The sequence below is a fragment of the Serratia marcescens genome (assembly GCF_006715005.1).
Taxonomy (GTDB): domain Bacteria; phylum Pseudomonadota; class Gammaproteobacteria; order Enterobacterales; family Enterobacteriaceae; genus Serratia; species Serratia montpellierensis.
On record NZ_VFMJ01000001.1, the window covers coordinates 838,156 to 854,478 of the forward strand.

The 16,323-nt window shown below is 57.8% G+C and carries 15 protein-coding genes; 11 read left to right on the top strand and 4 right to left on the bottom strand.

The window, feature by feature from the left end; translation table 11 throughout:
* Positions 1-16 precede the first annotated feature (16 nt).
* From FHU12_RS04065 to FHU12_RS04090, 6 genes are all read left to right on the top strand, one after another.
* Positions 17-298, top strand: coding sequence for a PTS sugar transporter subunit IIB (locus FHU12_RS04065; RefSeq protein WP_025303676.1), 282 nt, complete (start codon positions 17-19; stop codon positions 296-298).
* Between the two features lie 23 nt (positions 299-321).
* Positions 322-1,701 carry a PTS ascorbate transporter subunit IIC gene (locus FHU12_RS04070; RefSeq protein WP_004936074.1) on the top strand — a complete coding sequence of 460 codons (1,380 nt, stop codon included), beginning with the start codon at positions 322-324 and terminating at the stop codon, positions 1,699-1,701.
* Between the two features lie 13 nt (positions 1,702-1,714).
* Positions 1,715-2,566 carry a transketolase gene (locus tag FHU12_RS04075; protein WP_141967577.1) on the top strand — a complete coding sequence of 284 codons (852 nt, stop codon included), beginning with the start codon at positions 1,715-1,717 and terminating at the stop codon, positions 2,564-2,566.
* Positions 2,559-3,512, top strand: coding sequence for a transketolase family protein (locus tag FHU12_RS04080; RefSeq protein ID WP_141967579.1), 954 nt, complete (start codon positions 2,559-2,561; stop codon positions 3,510-3,512). The genes FHU12_RS04075 and FHU12_RS04080 overlap by 8 nt, the downstream gene beginning before the upstream one ends.
* A 243-nt stretch (positions 3,513-3,755) precedes the next feature.
* Positions 3,756-4,148, top strand: coding sequence for a polymorphic toxin type 44 domain-containing protein (locus tag FHU12_RS04085; protein WP_141967581.1), 393 nt, complete (start codon positions 3,756-3,758; stop codon positions 4,146-4,148).
* On the top strand, positions 4,126-4,572 hold the full coding sequence (locus FHU12_RS04090) for a hypothetical protein (RefSeq protein ID WP_185742273.1): 447 nt from the start codon (positions 4,126-4,128) through the stop codon (positions 4,570-4,572). The genes FHU12_RS04085 and FHU12_RS04090 overlap by 23 nt, the downstream gene beginning before the upstream one ends.
* A gap of 110 nt (positions 4,573-4,682) precedes the next feature.
* Here the strand turns inward: FHU12_RS04090 and pta are convergent, their stop codons facing one another.
* Together pta and ackA are read right to left on the bottom strand one after the other, a co-directional pair.
* Positions 4,683-6,842 (bottom strand): phosphate acetyltransferase, encoded by a 2,160-nt coding sequence (gene pta, locus FHU12_RS04095; protein ID WP_141967583.1) that lies wholly within the window; start codon positions 6,840-6,842, stop codon positions 4,683-4,685.
* Positions 6,843-6,916: 74 nt separating this feature from the next.
* On the bottom strand, positions 6,917-8,119 hold the full coding sequence (gene ackA / locus FHU12_RS04100; protein ID WP_025303669.1) for an acetate kinase: 1,203 nt from the start codon (positions 8,117-8,119) through the stop codon (positions 6,917-6,919).
* Between the two features lie 358 nt (positions 8,120-8,477).
* Between ackA and yfbV the strand changes: the two genes are divergently transcribed.
* The 4 genes from yfbV (at position 8,478) to FHU12_RS04120 (ending at position 12,175) form a co-directional block, all read left to right on the top strand.
* Positions 8,478-8,933 (top strand): terminus macrodomain insulation protein YfbV, encoded by a 456-nt coding sequence (yfbV, locus tag FHU12_RS04105; RefSeq protein WP_004936061.1) that lies wholly within the window; start codon positions 8,478-8,480, stop codon positions 8,931-8,933.
* A 143-nt stretch (positions 8,934-9,076) separates the two neighbouring features.
* Positions 9,077-9,571: a YfbU family protein gene (locus FHU12_RS04110; protein WP_016926898.1), complete on the top strand. Its 495-nt coding sequence runs from the start codon at positions 9,077-9,079 to the stop codon at positions 9,569-9,571.
* A gap of 17 nt (positions 9,572-9,588) precedes the next feature.
* The gene (locus tag FHU12_RS04115; RefSeq protein WP_141967586.1) at positions 9,589-10,245 is read left to right on the top strand and encodes a sugar phosphatase; all 657 of its coding nucleotides are present in this window, start codon (positions 9,589-9,591) and stop codon (positions 10,243-10,245) included.
* Positions 10,246-10,342: 97 nt separating this feature from the next.
* Positions 10,343-12,175: an SLC13 family permease gene (locus FHU12_RS04120; RefSeq protein WP_043140070.1), complete on the top strand. Its 1,833-nt coding sequence runs from the start codon at positions 10,343-10,345 to the stop codon at positions 12,173-12,175.
* A 27-nt stretch (positions 12,176-12,202) separates the two neighbouring features.
* On the opposite strand, the gene yfbR is transcribed toward FHU12_RS04120, so the two are convergent.
* Positions 12,203-12,802, bottom strand: a complete 600-nt coding sequence (yfbR, locus tag FHU12_RS04125; protein WP_025303666.1) for a 5'-deoxynucleotidase — start codon at positions 12,800-12,802, stop codon at positions 12,203-12,205.
* A 107-nt stretch (positions 12,803-12,909) separates the two neighbouring features.
* On the bottom strand, positions 12,910-14,124 hold the full coding sequence (locus tag FHU12_RS04130; RefSeq protein WP_025303665.1) for a pyridoxal phosphate-dependent aminotransferase: 1,215 nt from the start codon (positions 14,122-14,124) through the stop codon (positions 12,910-12,912).
* An 856-nt stretch (positions 14,125-14,980) separates the two neighbouring features.
* Here FHU12_RS04130 and lrhA point away from each other — a divergent pair.
* On the top strand, positions 14,981-15,925 hold the full coding sequence (lrhA, locus tag FHU12_RS04135; protein ID WP_141967588.1) for a transcriptional regulator LrhA: 945 nt from the start codon (positions 14,981-14,983) through the stop codon (positions 15,923-15,925).
* The last annotated feature ends 398 nt before the right edge of the window (positions 15,926-16,323 follow it).

Below are 16,323 nucleotides of genomic sequence, written 5' to 3' on the forward strand. Positions count from 1 at the left end.
TCAACAGGTGGATATTATGAAAATCATGGCGATTTGCGGTTCCGGTCTCGGCAGCAGTTTTATGGTGGAAATGAACATTAAAAAAGTGCTGAAAAAGATGGGGGTGGAGGCCGAGGTCGAACACTCCGATCTGTCGTCTGCTACCCCCGGCGCTGCTGACGTGTTCGTAATGGCGAAAGACATCGCCGACAGCGCCAGCGTACCGGCCGAGCAGCTGGTAGTGATCAGCAACATCATCGACATCAATGAGCTGGAAGCCAAGCTGCGCGCTTACTTCGAAGCCCACTCAATCATCTGAATAAAACGATTGGCGAGGTGGATATGTTTATCCAGGAAACGCTTAAGTTTGTGGTGGATATATTAAAGGTGCCTTCGGTACTGGTCGGGCTTATTGCGCTGATCGGTTTGCTGGCGCAAAAGAAATCGTTTTCCGACGTGGTGAAAGGCACGGTAAAAACCATTCTCGGCTTTATCGTCTTGGGCGGTGGCGCCACGGTATTGGTCGGGTCGCTCAATCCGCTGGGCGGCATGTTCGAACATGCGTTTAATATTCAAGGCATCATTCCGAACAACGAGGCGATCGTCTCCATCGCGCTGGAGAAATATGGCGCCTCCACTGCGCTGATCATGGCGTTCGGCATGGTGGCGAATATCGTGGTGGCGCGCTTTACCCGGCTGAAATACATCTTTCTCACCGGCCACCACACCTTCTACATGGCCTGCATGATCGGCATCATCCTGACGGTGGCGGGCTTTGAGGGCGTGCAGCTGGTGTTTACCGGTGCGCTGACCCTGGGGCTGGTGATGGCGTTCTTCCCGGCGATCGCCCAGCGTTATATGCGTCGCATCACCGGCAACGACGATATCGCCTTCGGCCACTTTGGCACCCTGGGCTACGTGCTGTCCGGCTGGATCGGCTCGAAGGTGGGTAAAAATTCGCGCTCGACCGAGGAGATGAACCTGCCGAAAAACCTCAGCTTCCTGCGCGACAGTTCCATTTCGATCTCGATGACCATGATCGTCATCTACCTGATCCTGGCGATCTGCGCCGGGCGGGCCTATGTGGAGAGCGAGCTCAGCGGCGGCCAGAATTACCTGGTGTATTCGATCATTCAGGCCATCACCTTCGCCGCCGGGGTGTTCATCATCCTGCAGGGCGTGCGCCTGATTCTGGCGGAAATCGTGCCGGCGTTCACCGGCTTCTCGGAAAAACTGGTGCCTAACGCGCGGCCGGCGCTGGATTGCCCGGTGGTCTATCCCTATGCCCCCAACGCGGTGCTGATCGGCTTCCTGTTCAGCTTCCTCGGCGGATTGGCCGGGCTGTTCCTGCTGGGACAGCTGAAGATGGTGCTGATCCTGCCTGGCGTGGTGCCGCACTTCTTCACCGGCGCTACCGCCGGGGTGTTCGGCAACGCCACCGGCGGGCGGCGCGGCGCAATGCTGGGCGCCTTCGCCAACGGGCTGCTGATCACCTTCCTGCCGGTATTGCTGCTGCCGGTGCTGGGGGCGCTGGGCTTTGCCAACACCACCTTCTCCGACGCCGACTTCGGCGCGATCGGCATCTTGCTGGGCAACATGGCGCGCTTTATGTCGAAGGAGATGATCATGCTGGCGATCGTCGCCGTGTTCGCGCTGCTGGTGGCGCATAACTTCCTGGGAAAACGCAAAGGCGCACCGGCCGCTGACCGCGTCGAGAAATAACGAGGGCAGACTGATGAACTACATAACGAGCGAAACGGAAATTGAAGAGCTGCACGCCCTGGCGCGGGCGATCCGCTTGGAAACGCTGAAAGCGCTGACCGGGCTGGGCTTCGGTCACTACGGCGGCTGCATGTCGGTGGTGGAGACGCTGGCGGTACTGTACGGCAGCGTGATGCGTATCGATCCGGCGGATCCGGACTGGCCGGAGCGCGATGACTTCGTGCTGTCGAAAGGGCACGCCGGCCCGGCGCTGTACAGCACGCTGGCGATCAAGGGCTACTTCCCGGTGGCGGAGCTGAAGACCCTCAACCAGAACGGCACGCGTCTGCCTAGCCACCCGGACCGATTGCGCACGCGCGGCGTGGACGCCACCACCGGCTCGCTGGGGCAGGGCGTGTCGATCGCCGCCGGCATGGCGTTATCCCATCGGCTGGCGGGGCGTCGTAACCGGGTGTTCAGCATCCTCGGCGACGGTGAGTTGAACGAAGGGCAGTGCTGGGAGGCGTTCCAGTTTATCGCCCACCACAACCTGAACAACCTGACGCTGTTCATCGATTACAACAAGCAACAGCTGGACGGCGCGCTGGACGAGGTGATCCAACCGTTCGATCTGGCCGCCAAGTTCCGCGCTTTCGGCTTTGAGGTGCAGACCATCAAGGGCGACGACATCGCGGCGCTGCTGGCGGCGGTGGCGCCGGCGCGCGGCGGTGAACAGCGGCCGCTGGCGATCGTGCTCGACAGCATCAAGGGACAGGGGGTGACCTATCTGGAAAACCTGTCGAACTCACACCACCTGCGCCTGACGCCGGACGTGCAGCTGGAAATCGAAAAAGCCATCGCCGAACTGGAGGCTGCCCATGTTTAACGTAGTGACGCAGTTGGAAAACGACGCCGTCGAAATGCGCAAAGTCTATGCCGGCGCGGTGCGTCGGCAGATTGAAGCGGGCGCGCCGATCATCGCGCTGGAGGCGGATTTGATGAGCTCGATGGCGATGGACGGCGTACACAAGGATCACCCGCAGCACGTGATCAACTGCGGCATCATGGAGGCCAACGTGATTGGCGTCGCCGCCGGGCTGTCGCTCACCGGCCGGGTGCCGTTCGTGCATACCTTTACCGCTTTCGCCAGCCGCCGCTGTTTCGATCAGCTGTTCATGTCGCTGGATTATCAGCGCAACAACGTCAAGGTGATCGCCTCCGATGCGGGGGTGAGCGCCTGCCACAACGGCGGTACCCACATGTCGTTCGAGGACATGGGCATCGTACGCGGGCTGGCGCATTCGGTGGTGCTGGAAGTGACCGACGCCACCATGTTCGCCGACATTCTGCGCCAGTTGATGGATCTGCGCGGTTTCTACTGGGTGCGCACCATCCGCAAGCAGGCGACGCGCATCTACCAGGAAGGCTCACGCTTTACCATCGGCAAGGGCAACCTGCTGCGCGACGGCGAAGACGTCACGCTGATCGCCAACGGCATCATGGTGGCGGAGGCGCTGAAGGCGGCGCAGATGCTGGCGCAGCAGGGCGTCAGCGCGGCGGTGATCGATATGTTCACCCTCAAGCCTATCGACCGTGAACTGATCAAAACCTACGCGGCCAAGACCGGACGCATCGTCACCTGTGAAAACCACAGCATTCATAACGGGCTGGGATCCGCAGTGGCGGAGGTGCTGGCCGAAGAGTGCCCGACGCCGATGCGGCGCGTGGGGGTGAAGGAGCGTTACGGCCAGGTGGGCACCCAGGCGTTTTTACAGCAGGAGTACGGCCTGACCGCCGAGCATATTCTGGAGGCCGCCGGGCAGCTGTTGTAAAGCAGAATAGGAATTACCTGCATTCTCTTCGGTAATCGAATCGGTTATTACCCGCGAGGTGTTCTGCCCTGAGACGTTGATCAACATGTTACCCATTGCAAAGTCCCCTAGGGGACTTTTTCTTTTTTTATTGATAATAACTGGCCAATATAGGAATAAAACATGATAATTGAAAAATAGATCAATAAATACAATTAGTTATATTTATTTCGTGAATGACATCCAACTCTCAAGGAGGAGATTATGGCCGTAGTTCCATTACTGCCGCCAGGCGGTTTTACTGTTCTTGCCAGAAACTTGCGCGAGGCGCGCAGGCAGGGGCAACCGCGTAACATGGCGTTGCCTGGTACTTACTATTGGTTCTACCATCAGGTAAAAAATCGGGGCCCTTGGGATTACAAACAGCAAAATCGCGCATTGGCTAACTTTGGTAATTTCAATTATGGTGCAACCGGTACCGCGGCTGGAATTCCCGCAGATATTTTGTTGATGGGCGCTGGATTTGCTCAGTCACGGGCAGGAACATCGCGGTCAGAATGGAGTCATTGGTATCAACGTCCGCCGTATGGTGATGACCCTCAGGATCAATATTGGATCAAACAAGGAATTGATTATGCAACTCGGCATGGTTACTAAATGGGCTCATCGGCTATTGACGACGGTTTTGTTGGTTATTGTCGTTGGCTTTGCGGGGTATTGGTATGCCACCCGCGATACTTATGACGATAAGCTCTACAGCAAAAAGCAGTTGACCGACGAGATTTGGCTCTATGTCACCGAGTACCAGAATGCGGGGGCCACTGACACGGATGTGTATCGTTACTATTTGAACAGAAGCCTGGATGGGGACCCTATCAACGTGCTGAGTCAAAGCGCGCCAATTTTGACGGCAGATCGGGCTGATGCAACTATCCTTGGTGAGGGTAACCGCATCACCATCAATTTTTCCGGGAAGGTGTATTCCTTTACGAATTCGGCATTTTTCTATGCCACGAACAGCCAAACACCCATCATGCCTACCATTGATTTTTCTGCAAGGGGTGTCAGTGCCTGGCGATGATGATGGGCGCAGCTGATTTGGCGGGTATTGTCTAAAACAGCATAATCACAAGAATATCAGGCATAAAAAAGCCAGTCAGGTAATCCTGACTGGCTTTTTTTAACGGTTTATTACGCCTTGGCGGCAGCGTCAGCCTGGGAAGACTGGATCGCCGTCAGCGCGACGGTGTAGACGATATCGTCAACCAGTGCGCCGCGCGACAGGTCGTTCACCGGCTTGCGCATGCCTTGCAGCATCGGGCCGATGGAAACCAGGTCAGCGGAGCGCTGTACCGCTTTGTAGGTGGTGTTGCCGGTGTTCAAATCCGGGAAGATGAACACGGTCGCCTGGCCGGCCACCGGTGAGTTCGGCGCCTTGGACTTGGCAACGTCGGCCATGATGGCGGCGTCGTACTGCAGCGGGCCGTCGATGATCAGATCCGGGCGTTTTTCCTGCGCCAGACGGGTCGCTTCGCGCACTTTCTCAACGTCGCTGCCCGCACCGGAGTTACCGGTGGAGTAGGAGATCATCGCTACGCGCGGCTCGATGCCGAAGGCCGCGGCGGAATCCGCAGACTGGATGGCGATTTCAGACAGCTGCTCGGCGGTCGGATCCGGGTTGATCGCGCAGTCGCCGTAGACCAGTACCTGGTCAGGCAGCAGCATGAAGAACACGGAGGACACCAGCGAGCTGCCCGGCGCGGTTTTGATCAGCTGCAACGGCGGACGAATGGTGTTGGCGGTGGTGTGAACCGCGCCGGAGACCAGGCCGTCGACTTCGCCCTGTTCCAGCATCAGGGTGCCGAGCACCACGTTGTCTTCCAGCTGCTCGCGCGCGACCACTTCGGTCATGCCCTTGCTCTTGCGCAGCTCAACCAGACGCGGCACGTAGTTTTCACGTACGGCGACCGGATCGACGATTTCGATGCCTTTGCCCAACTCAACGCCCTGTGCTGCCGCTACGCGCTGGATCTCGTCCGGGTTGCCGAGCAGCACGCATTCCGCGATGCCGCGTTCGGCACAGATGGCCGCCGCTTTCACGGTACGCGGCTCGTCGCCTTCCGGCAGCACGATGCGTTTGCCGGCTTTACGCGCCAGCTCGGTCAGCTCGTAACGGAACGCCGGTGGAGACAGGCGGCGTGAACGCTCGGAGGTGGCGGTCAGCGAGTCGATCCACTCGGTGTTGATGTGGCTGGCCACGTAGTTCTGCACTTTCTCGATGCGCTGGTGGTCGTCCGCCGGCACTTCGAGGTTGAAGCTCTGCAGGCTCAGCGAGGTCTGCCAGGTGTTGGTGTCGACCATGAACACCGGCAGGCCGGTCTGGAAGGCACGTTCGCACAGCTTTCTGATCGGTTCGTCGATAGCATAGCCGCCGGTCAGCAGGATAGCGCCGATTTCCACGCCGTTCATCGCCGCCAGGCAGGCGGAGACCAGCACGTCAGGACGGTCTGCGGAGGTCACCAGCAGAGAGCCTGGGCGGAAGTGTTCCAGCATGTGCGGGATGCTGCGCGCACAGAAGGTCACGGACTTCACGCGGCGAGTCATGATGTCGCCTTCGTTGACCACGCGGGCCTTCAGGTGGCGAGCCATGTCGATGGCGCGGGTGGCGATCAGATCGAAGCTCCACGGCACGCAGCCCAGAACTGGCAGCGGGCTGTTGGCGAACAGCTGCGCAGGATCGACGTGGGCGATGCTGGCTTTGGTGGAGTCGTCGAAGATTTCGGACAGGTCAGGACGGGTACGGCCCTGATCGTCGACCGGTGCGTTCAGCTTGTTGATGATAACGCCGGTGATGTTTTTGTTCTTGCTGCCGCCGAAGCTGGTGCGCGCCAGTTCGATGCGCTCTTTCAGCTGCGCCGGGGAGTCGTTGCCCAGCGCCAGCACGAAGACGATCTCGGCGTTCAGGGTTTTGGCGATCTCGTAGTTCAGCGCGTTGGCGAACTGGTGTTTGCGAGTCGGCACCAGGCCTTCGATCAGCACCACTTCCGCGTCTTTGGTGTTCTCGTGGTAACGCGCCACGATCTCTTCCATCAGCACGTCTTGCTGGTTGGAGCTCAGCAGGCCCTCAACGTAGTCCATGCGCAGCGGTTCGGCCGCCGTAATGGTGGAGTTGCTGCTGCGGATGATGGTGGTGGTCTGGTCGAGCGCGTTGTCGCCGGTGCGCGGTTGAGCGATAGGTTTGAACACGCTCAGACGAACGCCTTTTTGCTCCATGGAGCGGATGACACCCAGGCTGACGCTGGTCAGGCCGACGCTGGTGCCGGTGGGGATCAACATAATAGTACGTGACACAGAATAGTCCTCTTCACGATTAACATGAGGCTAAAACAACACCGTCAGCCTGGGCTGACGGTGTTTTGAGAGCATTACGCGGTCAGGCGGGATGCGTCCTGCGCGATGACCAACTCTTCGTTGGTCGGGATCACCAGCGCCAGGCGGCTGCCGTCTTTGGTGATGGCGCCGGATTTGCCGAAGCGAGCGGCCATGTTGCGGTCGTGGTCGATTTCGAAGCCCAGCAGGCCCAGTTTGTTCAGGGTCAGCTCACGCACCATGCCGGCGTTCTCGCCGATGCCGCCGGTGAAGATCACCGCGTCCAGACGGCCTTCCATCAGCGCGCTGTAGGCGCCGACGTATTTGGCCAGACGGTGGCAGAACACGTCCATGGCGCGTTTGGCGTCGGCTTTGCTGTCGTAGTTGTCTTCAACGTAACGGCAGTCGCTGGTGACTTCGGTCAGGCCCAGCAGGCCGGATTCTTTGGTCAGCATCTTGTTGATCTGGTCAACGCTCATGCCCAGAGAATCGTGCAGGTGGAAGATGATAGCCGGATCGATGTCACCGCTGCGGGTGCCCATCACCAGGCCTTCCAGCGGGGTCAGACCCATGGAGGTATCAACGCACTGGCCGTTGCGCACTGCGGTAACGGAGCCGCCGTTGCCCAGGTGGCAAGTGATCACGTTCACTTCTTCTACCGGCTTGTTCAGCATCTTCGCGGCTTCTTGAGTCACGTAGAAGTGGCTGGTGCCGTGCGCGCCGTAGCGGCGAACGCCGTGGTCGCGGTACAGGCTGTACGGCAGGGCGTACAGGTAAGATTCTTCCGGCATGGTCTGGTGGAACGCGGTGTCGAACACGGCAACGTTCTTGTCAGCCAGGTTAGGGAAGGATTTCAGCGCTTCCGCGATGCCGATCAGGTGAGCTGGGTTGTGCAGTGGTGCAAACGGCACGGAATCTTTGATACCCTGCAGAACTTCGTCGTTGATCACGGCGGAAGCGGTAAACTTCTCGCCGCCGTGCACGATGCGGTGGCCGATAGCGGTCAGCTGCGCAGAAAGCTCTGGTTTTTGTGCCAGAATAGTATTAACAATGAAATTCAGCGCTTCGCTGTGTGCAGCGCCGGCCCCCAGGGCAGCTTCGTGTTTGGCGCCGTCCATTTTCCACTTGATGCGGGCTTCAGGCAGGTGGAAACACTCGGCCAAACCGGAGAGGAATTCGTCGCCGTTAACGGCATCGATGATGGCGAATTTCAGAGAAGAACTGCCGCAGTTAAGAACCAGTACTAGCTTACTCGACATGGAAGTACCTACTTAAATAGTCGTGTTGTTAAAAGAAAATCGAAAACACGTGGTGAATTAATCGTCAATCAGACAACAAGCGTAGCGCATAGTGCCGATGACATTTATGATTAACATCATGTGAAGTGCACAAATCACAGGATGATGGAAAAACCGATGATTTCTCTGCGGTTTAAATAATCTTGATTTTTATAGGGCTAAAAGTTGACAAAATTTGCGTCATCTTCTACCGGCCACAAGGCCGGCTTAGGATACCGATAGCCCGGTGCAAACACAAAATAAATTTAAAGCTTCAAATTTTTTAGTATGGTCTCTGGCAGCACGCTTTTAGTTTCTTTACGTGACGTTGAGGTACGCAATGACGAGCAAACCGTCCGGTTCCGTAAGCTGGTTTCAGGTCTTCCAGCGCGGGCAGCATTATATGAAAACCTGGCCGTCGGACAAACGTCTGGCACCGGTCTTTCCGGAGAACCGCGTTGCGCGTGCCACCCGTTTCGCTATCCGTTTTATGCCGCCGTTGGCGATTTTCACGCTGACCTGGCAGATCGCGCTCGGCGGCCAGCTTGGCCCGGCGATCGCCACCGCGCTGTTCGCCTGCAGCCTGCCGATGCAGGGCTTGTGGTGGCTGGGGCGCCGTTCGGTCACGCCGCTGCCGCCGACGCTGCTGCAATGGTTCCATGAGGTGCGCAACAAGCTGACGGAAGCCGGGCAGGCGGTGGCGCCGCTCGAAGGCACGCCGACCTATCAGACGTTGGCCGATCTGCTCAAGCGTGCTTTCAAGCAGCTGGACAAAACCTTCCTCGACGATCTGTAAATGAAAAAAGGCCGCGCTGATGCGGCCTTTCTCGTCAAAGCGCCAATAACCCCGGTTTAAATCAAAGAACGGTCGAGTTGTGATTTCCTGCGTTCTTGCGCTGTGCGATGCTCCCGCCATCACACAGAAATGAGGAAATCCTGATGGAAATGACCAACGCCCAGCGGCTGATCCTGTCGAACCAGTACAAGATGATGACCCTGCTCGATCCGGACAACGGCGACCGTTATCGCCGGTTGCAAACCATCGTCGAACGCGGCTTCGGTTTGCAAATGCGCGAACTGGATCGCGACTTCGGCGAACTGAGCGAAGAGGTGTGCCGCACCATCATCAACGTGATGGAGATGCACCATGCGCTGCAGGTTTCCTGGGGCAACCTGAAAGAGAAGCAGGATCTGGACGAGCGCCGCCTGGCGTTTCTCGGCTTCGACGCCGCCACCGAAGCGCGCTACCTGAGCTACGTGCGTTTCCTGGTCAGCACCGAGGGGCGTTATACTCACTTCGATTCCGGCAGCCACGGTTTCAACGCCCAGACCAAAATGTGGGAAAAGTACCAGCGTATGCTGGCGATCTGGCTGGCCTGTCCGCGCCAGTATCACTTGAGCGCCGTTGAGATAGCGCAAATCATCAATGCTTGATTAAGAAGAGGTTTTCTGTGGAGTGTAAGGGTTTTCTGTTCGATCTTGATGGCACCCTGGTGGATTCATTGCCGGCGGTAGAGCGCGCCTGGACGCACTGGGCCGAGCGCCGCGGCGTCGATCCGCACGCGGTGCTGGACTTCATTCACGGTAAACAGGCCATTACTTCTCTGCGCCACTTTATGCCGGGCGAAAGCGAAGCGGAAATTCAGCGCGAGTTCGAGTTGCTGGAGCAGGCCGAAGCGCAGGATACCGACGGCGTTCGCGCGCTGCCGGGCGCCATCGCGCTGCTGGAGCGCCTGAACGCGCTCGGCATCCCTTGGGCGATCGTCACCTCCGGTTCGGTCCCGGTGGCCGGCGCTCGCCGCCAGGCCGGTGGTTTGCCATTGCCGGCGGTGTTCATCACCGCCGAACAGGTTAAACACGGTAAGCCACAGCCCGATGCCTATCTGCTGGGCGCCGAGCGCCTGGGGCTCGCGCCGCACGAGTGCGTGGTGGTTGAAGACGCGCCGGCCGGCATTCTCTCCGGCCTGGCGGCGGGCTGCCAGGTGATTGCGGTCAACGCGCCGGCGGATGCGCCGAAGCTGGAGCAGGTCGACCTGCGGCTGGATTCGCTGGCGCAGATTGCCGTTGATAAAACGGCGCAGGGTGCGATCGTTCGCCGGCTGGCCTGAGCGGCATTATCTTCACCCTAATTGATTAGACCCCGCTTCGGCGGGGTTTTTTTATGCTATTTTTTAGACCCTTGGACATTTGTCGGATGAGGCCGTTTTGAACAGCGAATTACTGTGGGTGCTGAGTTTACTGCTGATTGCCATCGTGCTGTTTACCACCAACAAGCTGCGGATGGATGTGGTGGCGCTGTTGGTGATCATCGCCTTCGTGCTGAGCGGCACGCTCAGCCTGCAAGAAGCGACGGTCGGTTTCAGCGATCCCAACGTGATTTTGATCGCCGCGCTGTTCGTGATCGGCGAAGGGTTGGTGCGTACCGGCGTGGCCTATCAGGTGGGCGACTGGCTGGTGAAAGTGGCCGGCAGCAGCGAAACCAAAATGTTGATGCTGCTGATGGTCACGGTCGCCGGGCTGGGCGCGTTCATGAGCTCGACCGGCGTGGTGGCGATCTTTATCCCGGTGGTGCTCAGCGTGACGGCCAGAATGAAGATTGCGCCGGGGCGGCTGATGATGCCGCTCAGCTTCGCTGGGCTTATCAGCGGCATGATGACGCTGGTGGCCACGCCGCCCAACATGGTGGTCAACAGCGAACTGGTGCGGGAAGGCATCCATGGTTTCGGTTTCTTCAGCGTGACGCCCATTGGCCTGGTGGTGTTGGCGCTGGGCGTCGGCTACATGCTGATCGCCCGGCGTTGGCTGGGCAGCGGCGACACGGGCAAAGCCGGCGATGATTGGCAGCGCCGCACCTTCCGCGATTTGATCCGCGACTACAAGCTGACCGGCCGCGCGCGGCGGCTGGCTGTCCGCAGCGCTTCGCCGCTGATCGGGCGTTCGCTGGATGAACTGCACCTGCGTGCGCGCTATGGCGCCAACGTGGTGGGCATCGAGCGCTGGAAACGCTTCCGGCGGGTGATGGTCAGCGCCTCCGGCAGCACCGAGCTGCGCGAGGGCGACGTCCTCTTGATCGACATGTCGGACAGCCAGGTCGATCTGCGCGAATTCTGCGGCGAGCAGCGGCTGGAGCCGATGGTGCTGCGCGGTGATTACTTCTCTGAACAGTCGCGCAACGTCGGCATGGCCGAAGTGTCGCTGATCCCGGACTCGGCGCTGCTGGGCAAAAGCCTGCGCGAAGCGGCGTTCCGCAGCCGCTACGATCTGAATGTGGTGGGCATCCGCCGCCACGGCGAGACCCTGAGCGGCAAGCTGGTGGACGAGCCGCTGGAGCTGGGCGACATTTTGCTGGTGATCGGCGACTGGAAGGCGATTCGTCAGCTGCAGGCCAAAACCCACGACTTTATCGTGCTCAACCTGCCGGCCGAAGTGGACGAAGTGGCGCCGGCGATCACCCAGGCGCCGCACGCACTGTTTTGCCTGGCGTTGATGGTGGCGATGATGCTGACCGACGAAATTCCCAACCCGATCGCGGCGCTGATCGCCTGCCTGCTGATGGGCAAGTTCCGCTGTATCGACATGGAGAGCGCCTATAAGTCGATCCATTGGCCGAGCATCATTTTGATCGTCGGCATGATGCCGTTCGCGCAGGCGCTGCAAAAGACCGGCGGCGTGGATCTGATCGTCCGCGGGCTGATGGACGTCGCCGGCGGCGCGGGGCCGCGCGTGATGCTGCTGTGCCTGTTTGTCTTGTGCGCCACCATTGGCCTGTTTATTTCCAATACCGCGACGGCGGTGCTGATGGCGCCGATCGCCATTGCCGCCGCGCGCGAAATGGGCGTCTCGCCATACCCGTTCGCGATGATCATCGCCATCGCTGCGTCCGCCGCCTTTATGACGCCGGTCTCTTCACCGGTCAACACGCTGGTGCTGGGGCCGGGCAATTACAAGTTCGGCGATTTCGTGCGTCTCGGCGTGCCGTTCACCCTGTTGGTGATGGCGGTCAGCGTGATTGTGGTGCCATGGCTCTACGGCTTTTAGCGGCGCAGCGAGGCTGCGCCCGCGGGGTTACAGCGAGCTGTCGAGGCTGATTTCGTCCAATGACAGGCTGAAGCTGGGAATGAACACGTCCATGAAGTAGTCCATTTCCGGGCTGCGGCGCTGTTCCAGGGTTTTATCCAGCCGCGCCTTGGCCAGGGTGAATTCGTTGTTGCCGGCAGAGAGTTCCTCCAGGCATTTCAGGTAGGCACACAGCGCGTCCGCCTGCTTGACCACCTGCTTTTCATCTTCACTGTAGTAGTGCTCATCGAGAATGGTGCGAAAATCGTTGCGCAGCTCCGCAGGGATCATGTCCAGCAGCTTTTGCTGGGCGATCTTTTCGATCTTCTTGTATTCGTGGGCGATCTGCGGATTGTAGTACTTGATCGGCGTCGGCATGTCGCCGGTGATCACTTCGCTGGCGTCGTGATACATCGCCAACAGCGCAACGCGGTCGGCATTGAGGTTGCCGTTGAATTTGCGGTTCTTGATCACTGCCAACGCATGGGCGACAAAGGCCACCTGCAGACTGTGTTCGGAGACGTTCTCGGTACGCACGTTGCGCATCAGTGGCCAGCGGTTGATCAGTTTCAGGCGGGACAGATGGGCGAAGAAATGGCTCTGGCTCATGGTGCTCTCTTTAACGGCAAGTGAGGGCCCCATTGTGAAGCAGTGACGGCGAATTTTGCAACCGGGCAATGAGAGAAGGGCGCAGCAAGGCGCTGCGCCCCAGGCGATTACTGGTGGTAACCTTCCAGGAAGCGGCCCAGCTTGCCGACCGCCATTTCCAGTTCGTCTACGCGCGGCAGGGTGACGATACGCACGTGATCCGGGTAAGGCCAGTTGAACGCGGAGCCTTGCACCAGCAGCACTTTTTCCTGCAGCAGCAGATCCAGCACCAGCTTCTGGTCGTCGTGGATGTTGAAGCGCTTGGCGTCGATGCGCGGGAACATATACAGCGCGCCCTGTGGCTTCACGCAAGAGACGCCCGGGATATCGTTGAGCAGTTCCCAGGTGCGATTGCGCTGTTCGTACAAACGGCCGCCGGGCTGAATGAATTCGCTGATGCTCTGATAACCGCCCAGCGCGGTTTGAATGGCGTGCTGCATCGGCACGTTGGCGCACAGGCGCATCGAAGCCAGCATCTCCAGCCCTTCGATATAGCCTTTGGCGTGCTTCTTCGGCCCGTTCAGCACCATCCAGCCCTGACGGAAGCCCGCCACGCGGTAGGTTTTCGATAGGCCGTTGAAGGTCACGGTCAGCAGATCCGGCGCCAGTGCGGCGATCGAGTGGTGCTCGGCGTCGTCGTACAGGATCTTGTCGTAGATCTCGTCGGCGAAGATGATCAGGTTGTGTTGACGGGCGATCTCGACGATCTGTTCCAGCAACGCTTTGCTGTAAACCGCGCCGGTCGGGTTGTTCGGGTTGATGATCACGATGCCGCGAGTGCGCGGGGTGATCTTGCTGATGATGTCGTCCAGATCCGGGAACCAGCCGGCCTGCTCATCGCACAGGTAGTGCACGGCCTTGCCGCCGGACAGCGATACCGCGGCGGTCCACAGCGGGTAGTCCGGCGCCGGCACCAGCATTTCGTCGCCGCTGTTGAGCAACGCCTGCATGGATTGGACGATCAGCTCCGAGACGCCGTTGCCAATGTAGATATCCTCAACGGTCACGTCACGCATGTTGCGCGCCTGGTAGTGCTGCATGATCGCTTTACGCGCCGAGAAGAGGCCTTTGGAATCGGAGTAGCCTTGCGCCGTGGGCAGATTGCGGATCACGTCGACCAGGATTTCGTCCGGGGCGTCGAAACCGAACGGGGCAGGGTTGCCGATGTTCAGTTTCAGGACTTTGTTGCCTTCTTCTTCAAGACGTTTAGCTTCTTTAAGCACCGGGCCGCGAATGTCATAGCAGACGTTGTCCAGTTTGCTGGATTTCTCAATGGGGGACATAAAAAGTTGAGCCTTTTGCTGGGATAGGGGCGCTCCTACCGTGGGACGCCGCAACTCGCCCAATGTACTCCTGGCGTAGTTGCTTTTGAAGGGTTTTGCACGCCTTTGGTGCAAATGTATGTCGTAACGGGGGATTTTAGTTATGATAAGCAAAGGTAAAGTTATTTTGTGGTTCATAATTTCATGAACTATAATTTTACTAGGGTTTTGTTCTGATAAATCCCGCATCGATAAACGCGACGTGCCGGCGATCGCGGCCGGCAGCAGTGAACTGATAAGCCGAAAGGGAGAATAGGCTTCAATAAACTGTAAAGGAACGATAATACCGGAGTAGTCTGATAGCGGGGTGCCGGTTCGCGCACCACACTAAGGAAAATGACATATTTACATTAGCTTTACTTTATATTTTACCTTAAGCATTGTTTATGTGGTTATAAGATTATTATTTAAAGCAAAAATCTTACTGATTGAATTTATTAAATTCATTGAGTGGTAACACGAAGTCGGTACCGTTAATTATTTATCTTTTTTGCTCTGGAATGCAGTCTGAAGGCCGGTTGATAAGGGTTCTCAGTAGCACGAATGGAGTGGAAATTAGGCAGTATGAATGAGTAAAATCTCAGGTTCGGTGGGGGTTTTCCCTTTTCACCGGTATTCAGTCCCCCGCGTTCTATAAGCAGCATCGATAGATCGCATTTTAAAAAGCGATAGAGGTAACGAATCATAAGTAATTTTTTTGCCCTCCACTTATGAGTGGGGTACTGTCATAACAGGCTCCGTCCTTTTCAACGGCGTCTGAGAAACACACCAGGGTAGTAGTTCGTAAATTAGAATTTAAAAAAGTGAAGAATACACTATGACAACTGCAAATCGTCCGATACTTAATCTCGACCTCGATCTGCTAAGAACCTTTGTTGCGGTTGCTGATTTGAATACCTTTGCGGCGGCGGCTGTCGCCGTATGCCGTACTCAATCAGCCGTCAGTCAACAAATGCAGCGATTAGAGCAACTGGTCGGCAAAGAACTGTTTGCCCGCCATGGGCGTAACAAACTCCTGACTGAGCATGGTATTCAGCTTCTCGGTTATGCCAGGAAGATCCTGCGCTTTAACGACGAAGCCTGTACCTCGCTGATGTACAACAATATTAAAGGTGTTCTGACCATCGGCGCTTCCGACGACACCGCCGATACCATTCTGCCTTTCCTGTTGAACCGCGTGACCGCCATCTATCCAAAGTTGGCCATTGACGTGCGCGTAAAGCGCAGCTCGACGATGGTCGATCTGCTGGAAGAGGGCGAGATCGATCTGGCGGTGACCACGGCCGATCCGGCCGGACATCCTCATATCGTGCTGCGCACATCGCCGACGCTGTGGTACTGCGCCGCCGATTACCACTATCAGGCGGGCGAACCGATCCCGTTGGTGGTGATGGATGAGCCAAGCCCGTTCCGCGCGCTGGCGATCAAACAGTTGGACGAAGCCGGTATCCCGTGGCGCATCGCCTACGTCGCCTCCACGCTGTCCGCGGTGCGGGCGGCCTGTAAGGCCGGCCTGGGCGTGACCGCGCGGCCGATCGAGATGATGAGCCCCGATCTGCGAGTGCTGGGGGCGGTGGAAGGTTTGCCGCCGCTGCCGGATACCCAGTATGCGCTGTGCAAAAACGCGCAGTGCAGCAATGAGCTGGCGATGGCCATCTTCAGCGCAATGCAGGGCGGCAATGACGGTTATGGCTTCAACGGCGCGGAAACCGGTCTCCAGGGCGATCAGGATGACGCCAGCCTGGTGGACGAAGAAGAATAACGCCGCGGCGTTAGATCTGATGAAAACCTCTGCTTCGGCGGAGGTTTTTTTTGCCCTTTTTTTGACTGTTTTTACTGTTATAGGGGTTTAATGACAATTTTGTTATGAGTTGGCTGTTTTGATAACTTTTAAGCGTTACTGAAAAGAGAGTTTGGCCGGGTTTAATACGCTGCGTTTATTTTTTGAGCAATAAGATTGAATGGGTTAAAGGCATGGTAATGGTATGGGTATTTTGATAGCTTATAGCGGCCGTTTTTGCGGCTTAATTTGAGGAAAATTGTTAAAGGGCCACACTTTTTTTGAGGATTTATGCTGAAAACGTGTCCTGGATCAAAAAAATACCCCTAGGTAGTGAGTGGAAGAACAGGGAATTCCTGAGACAATGGTATAGTAAAACT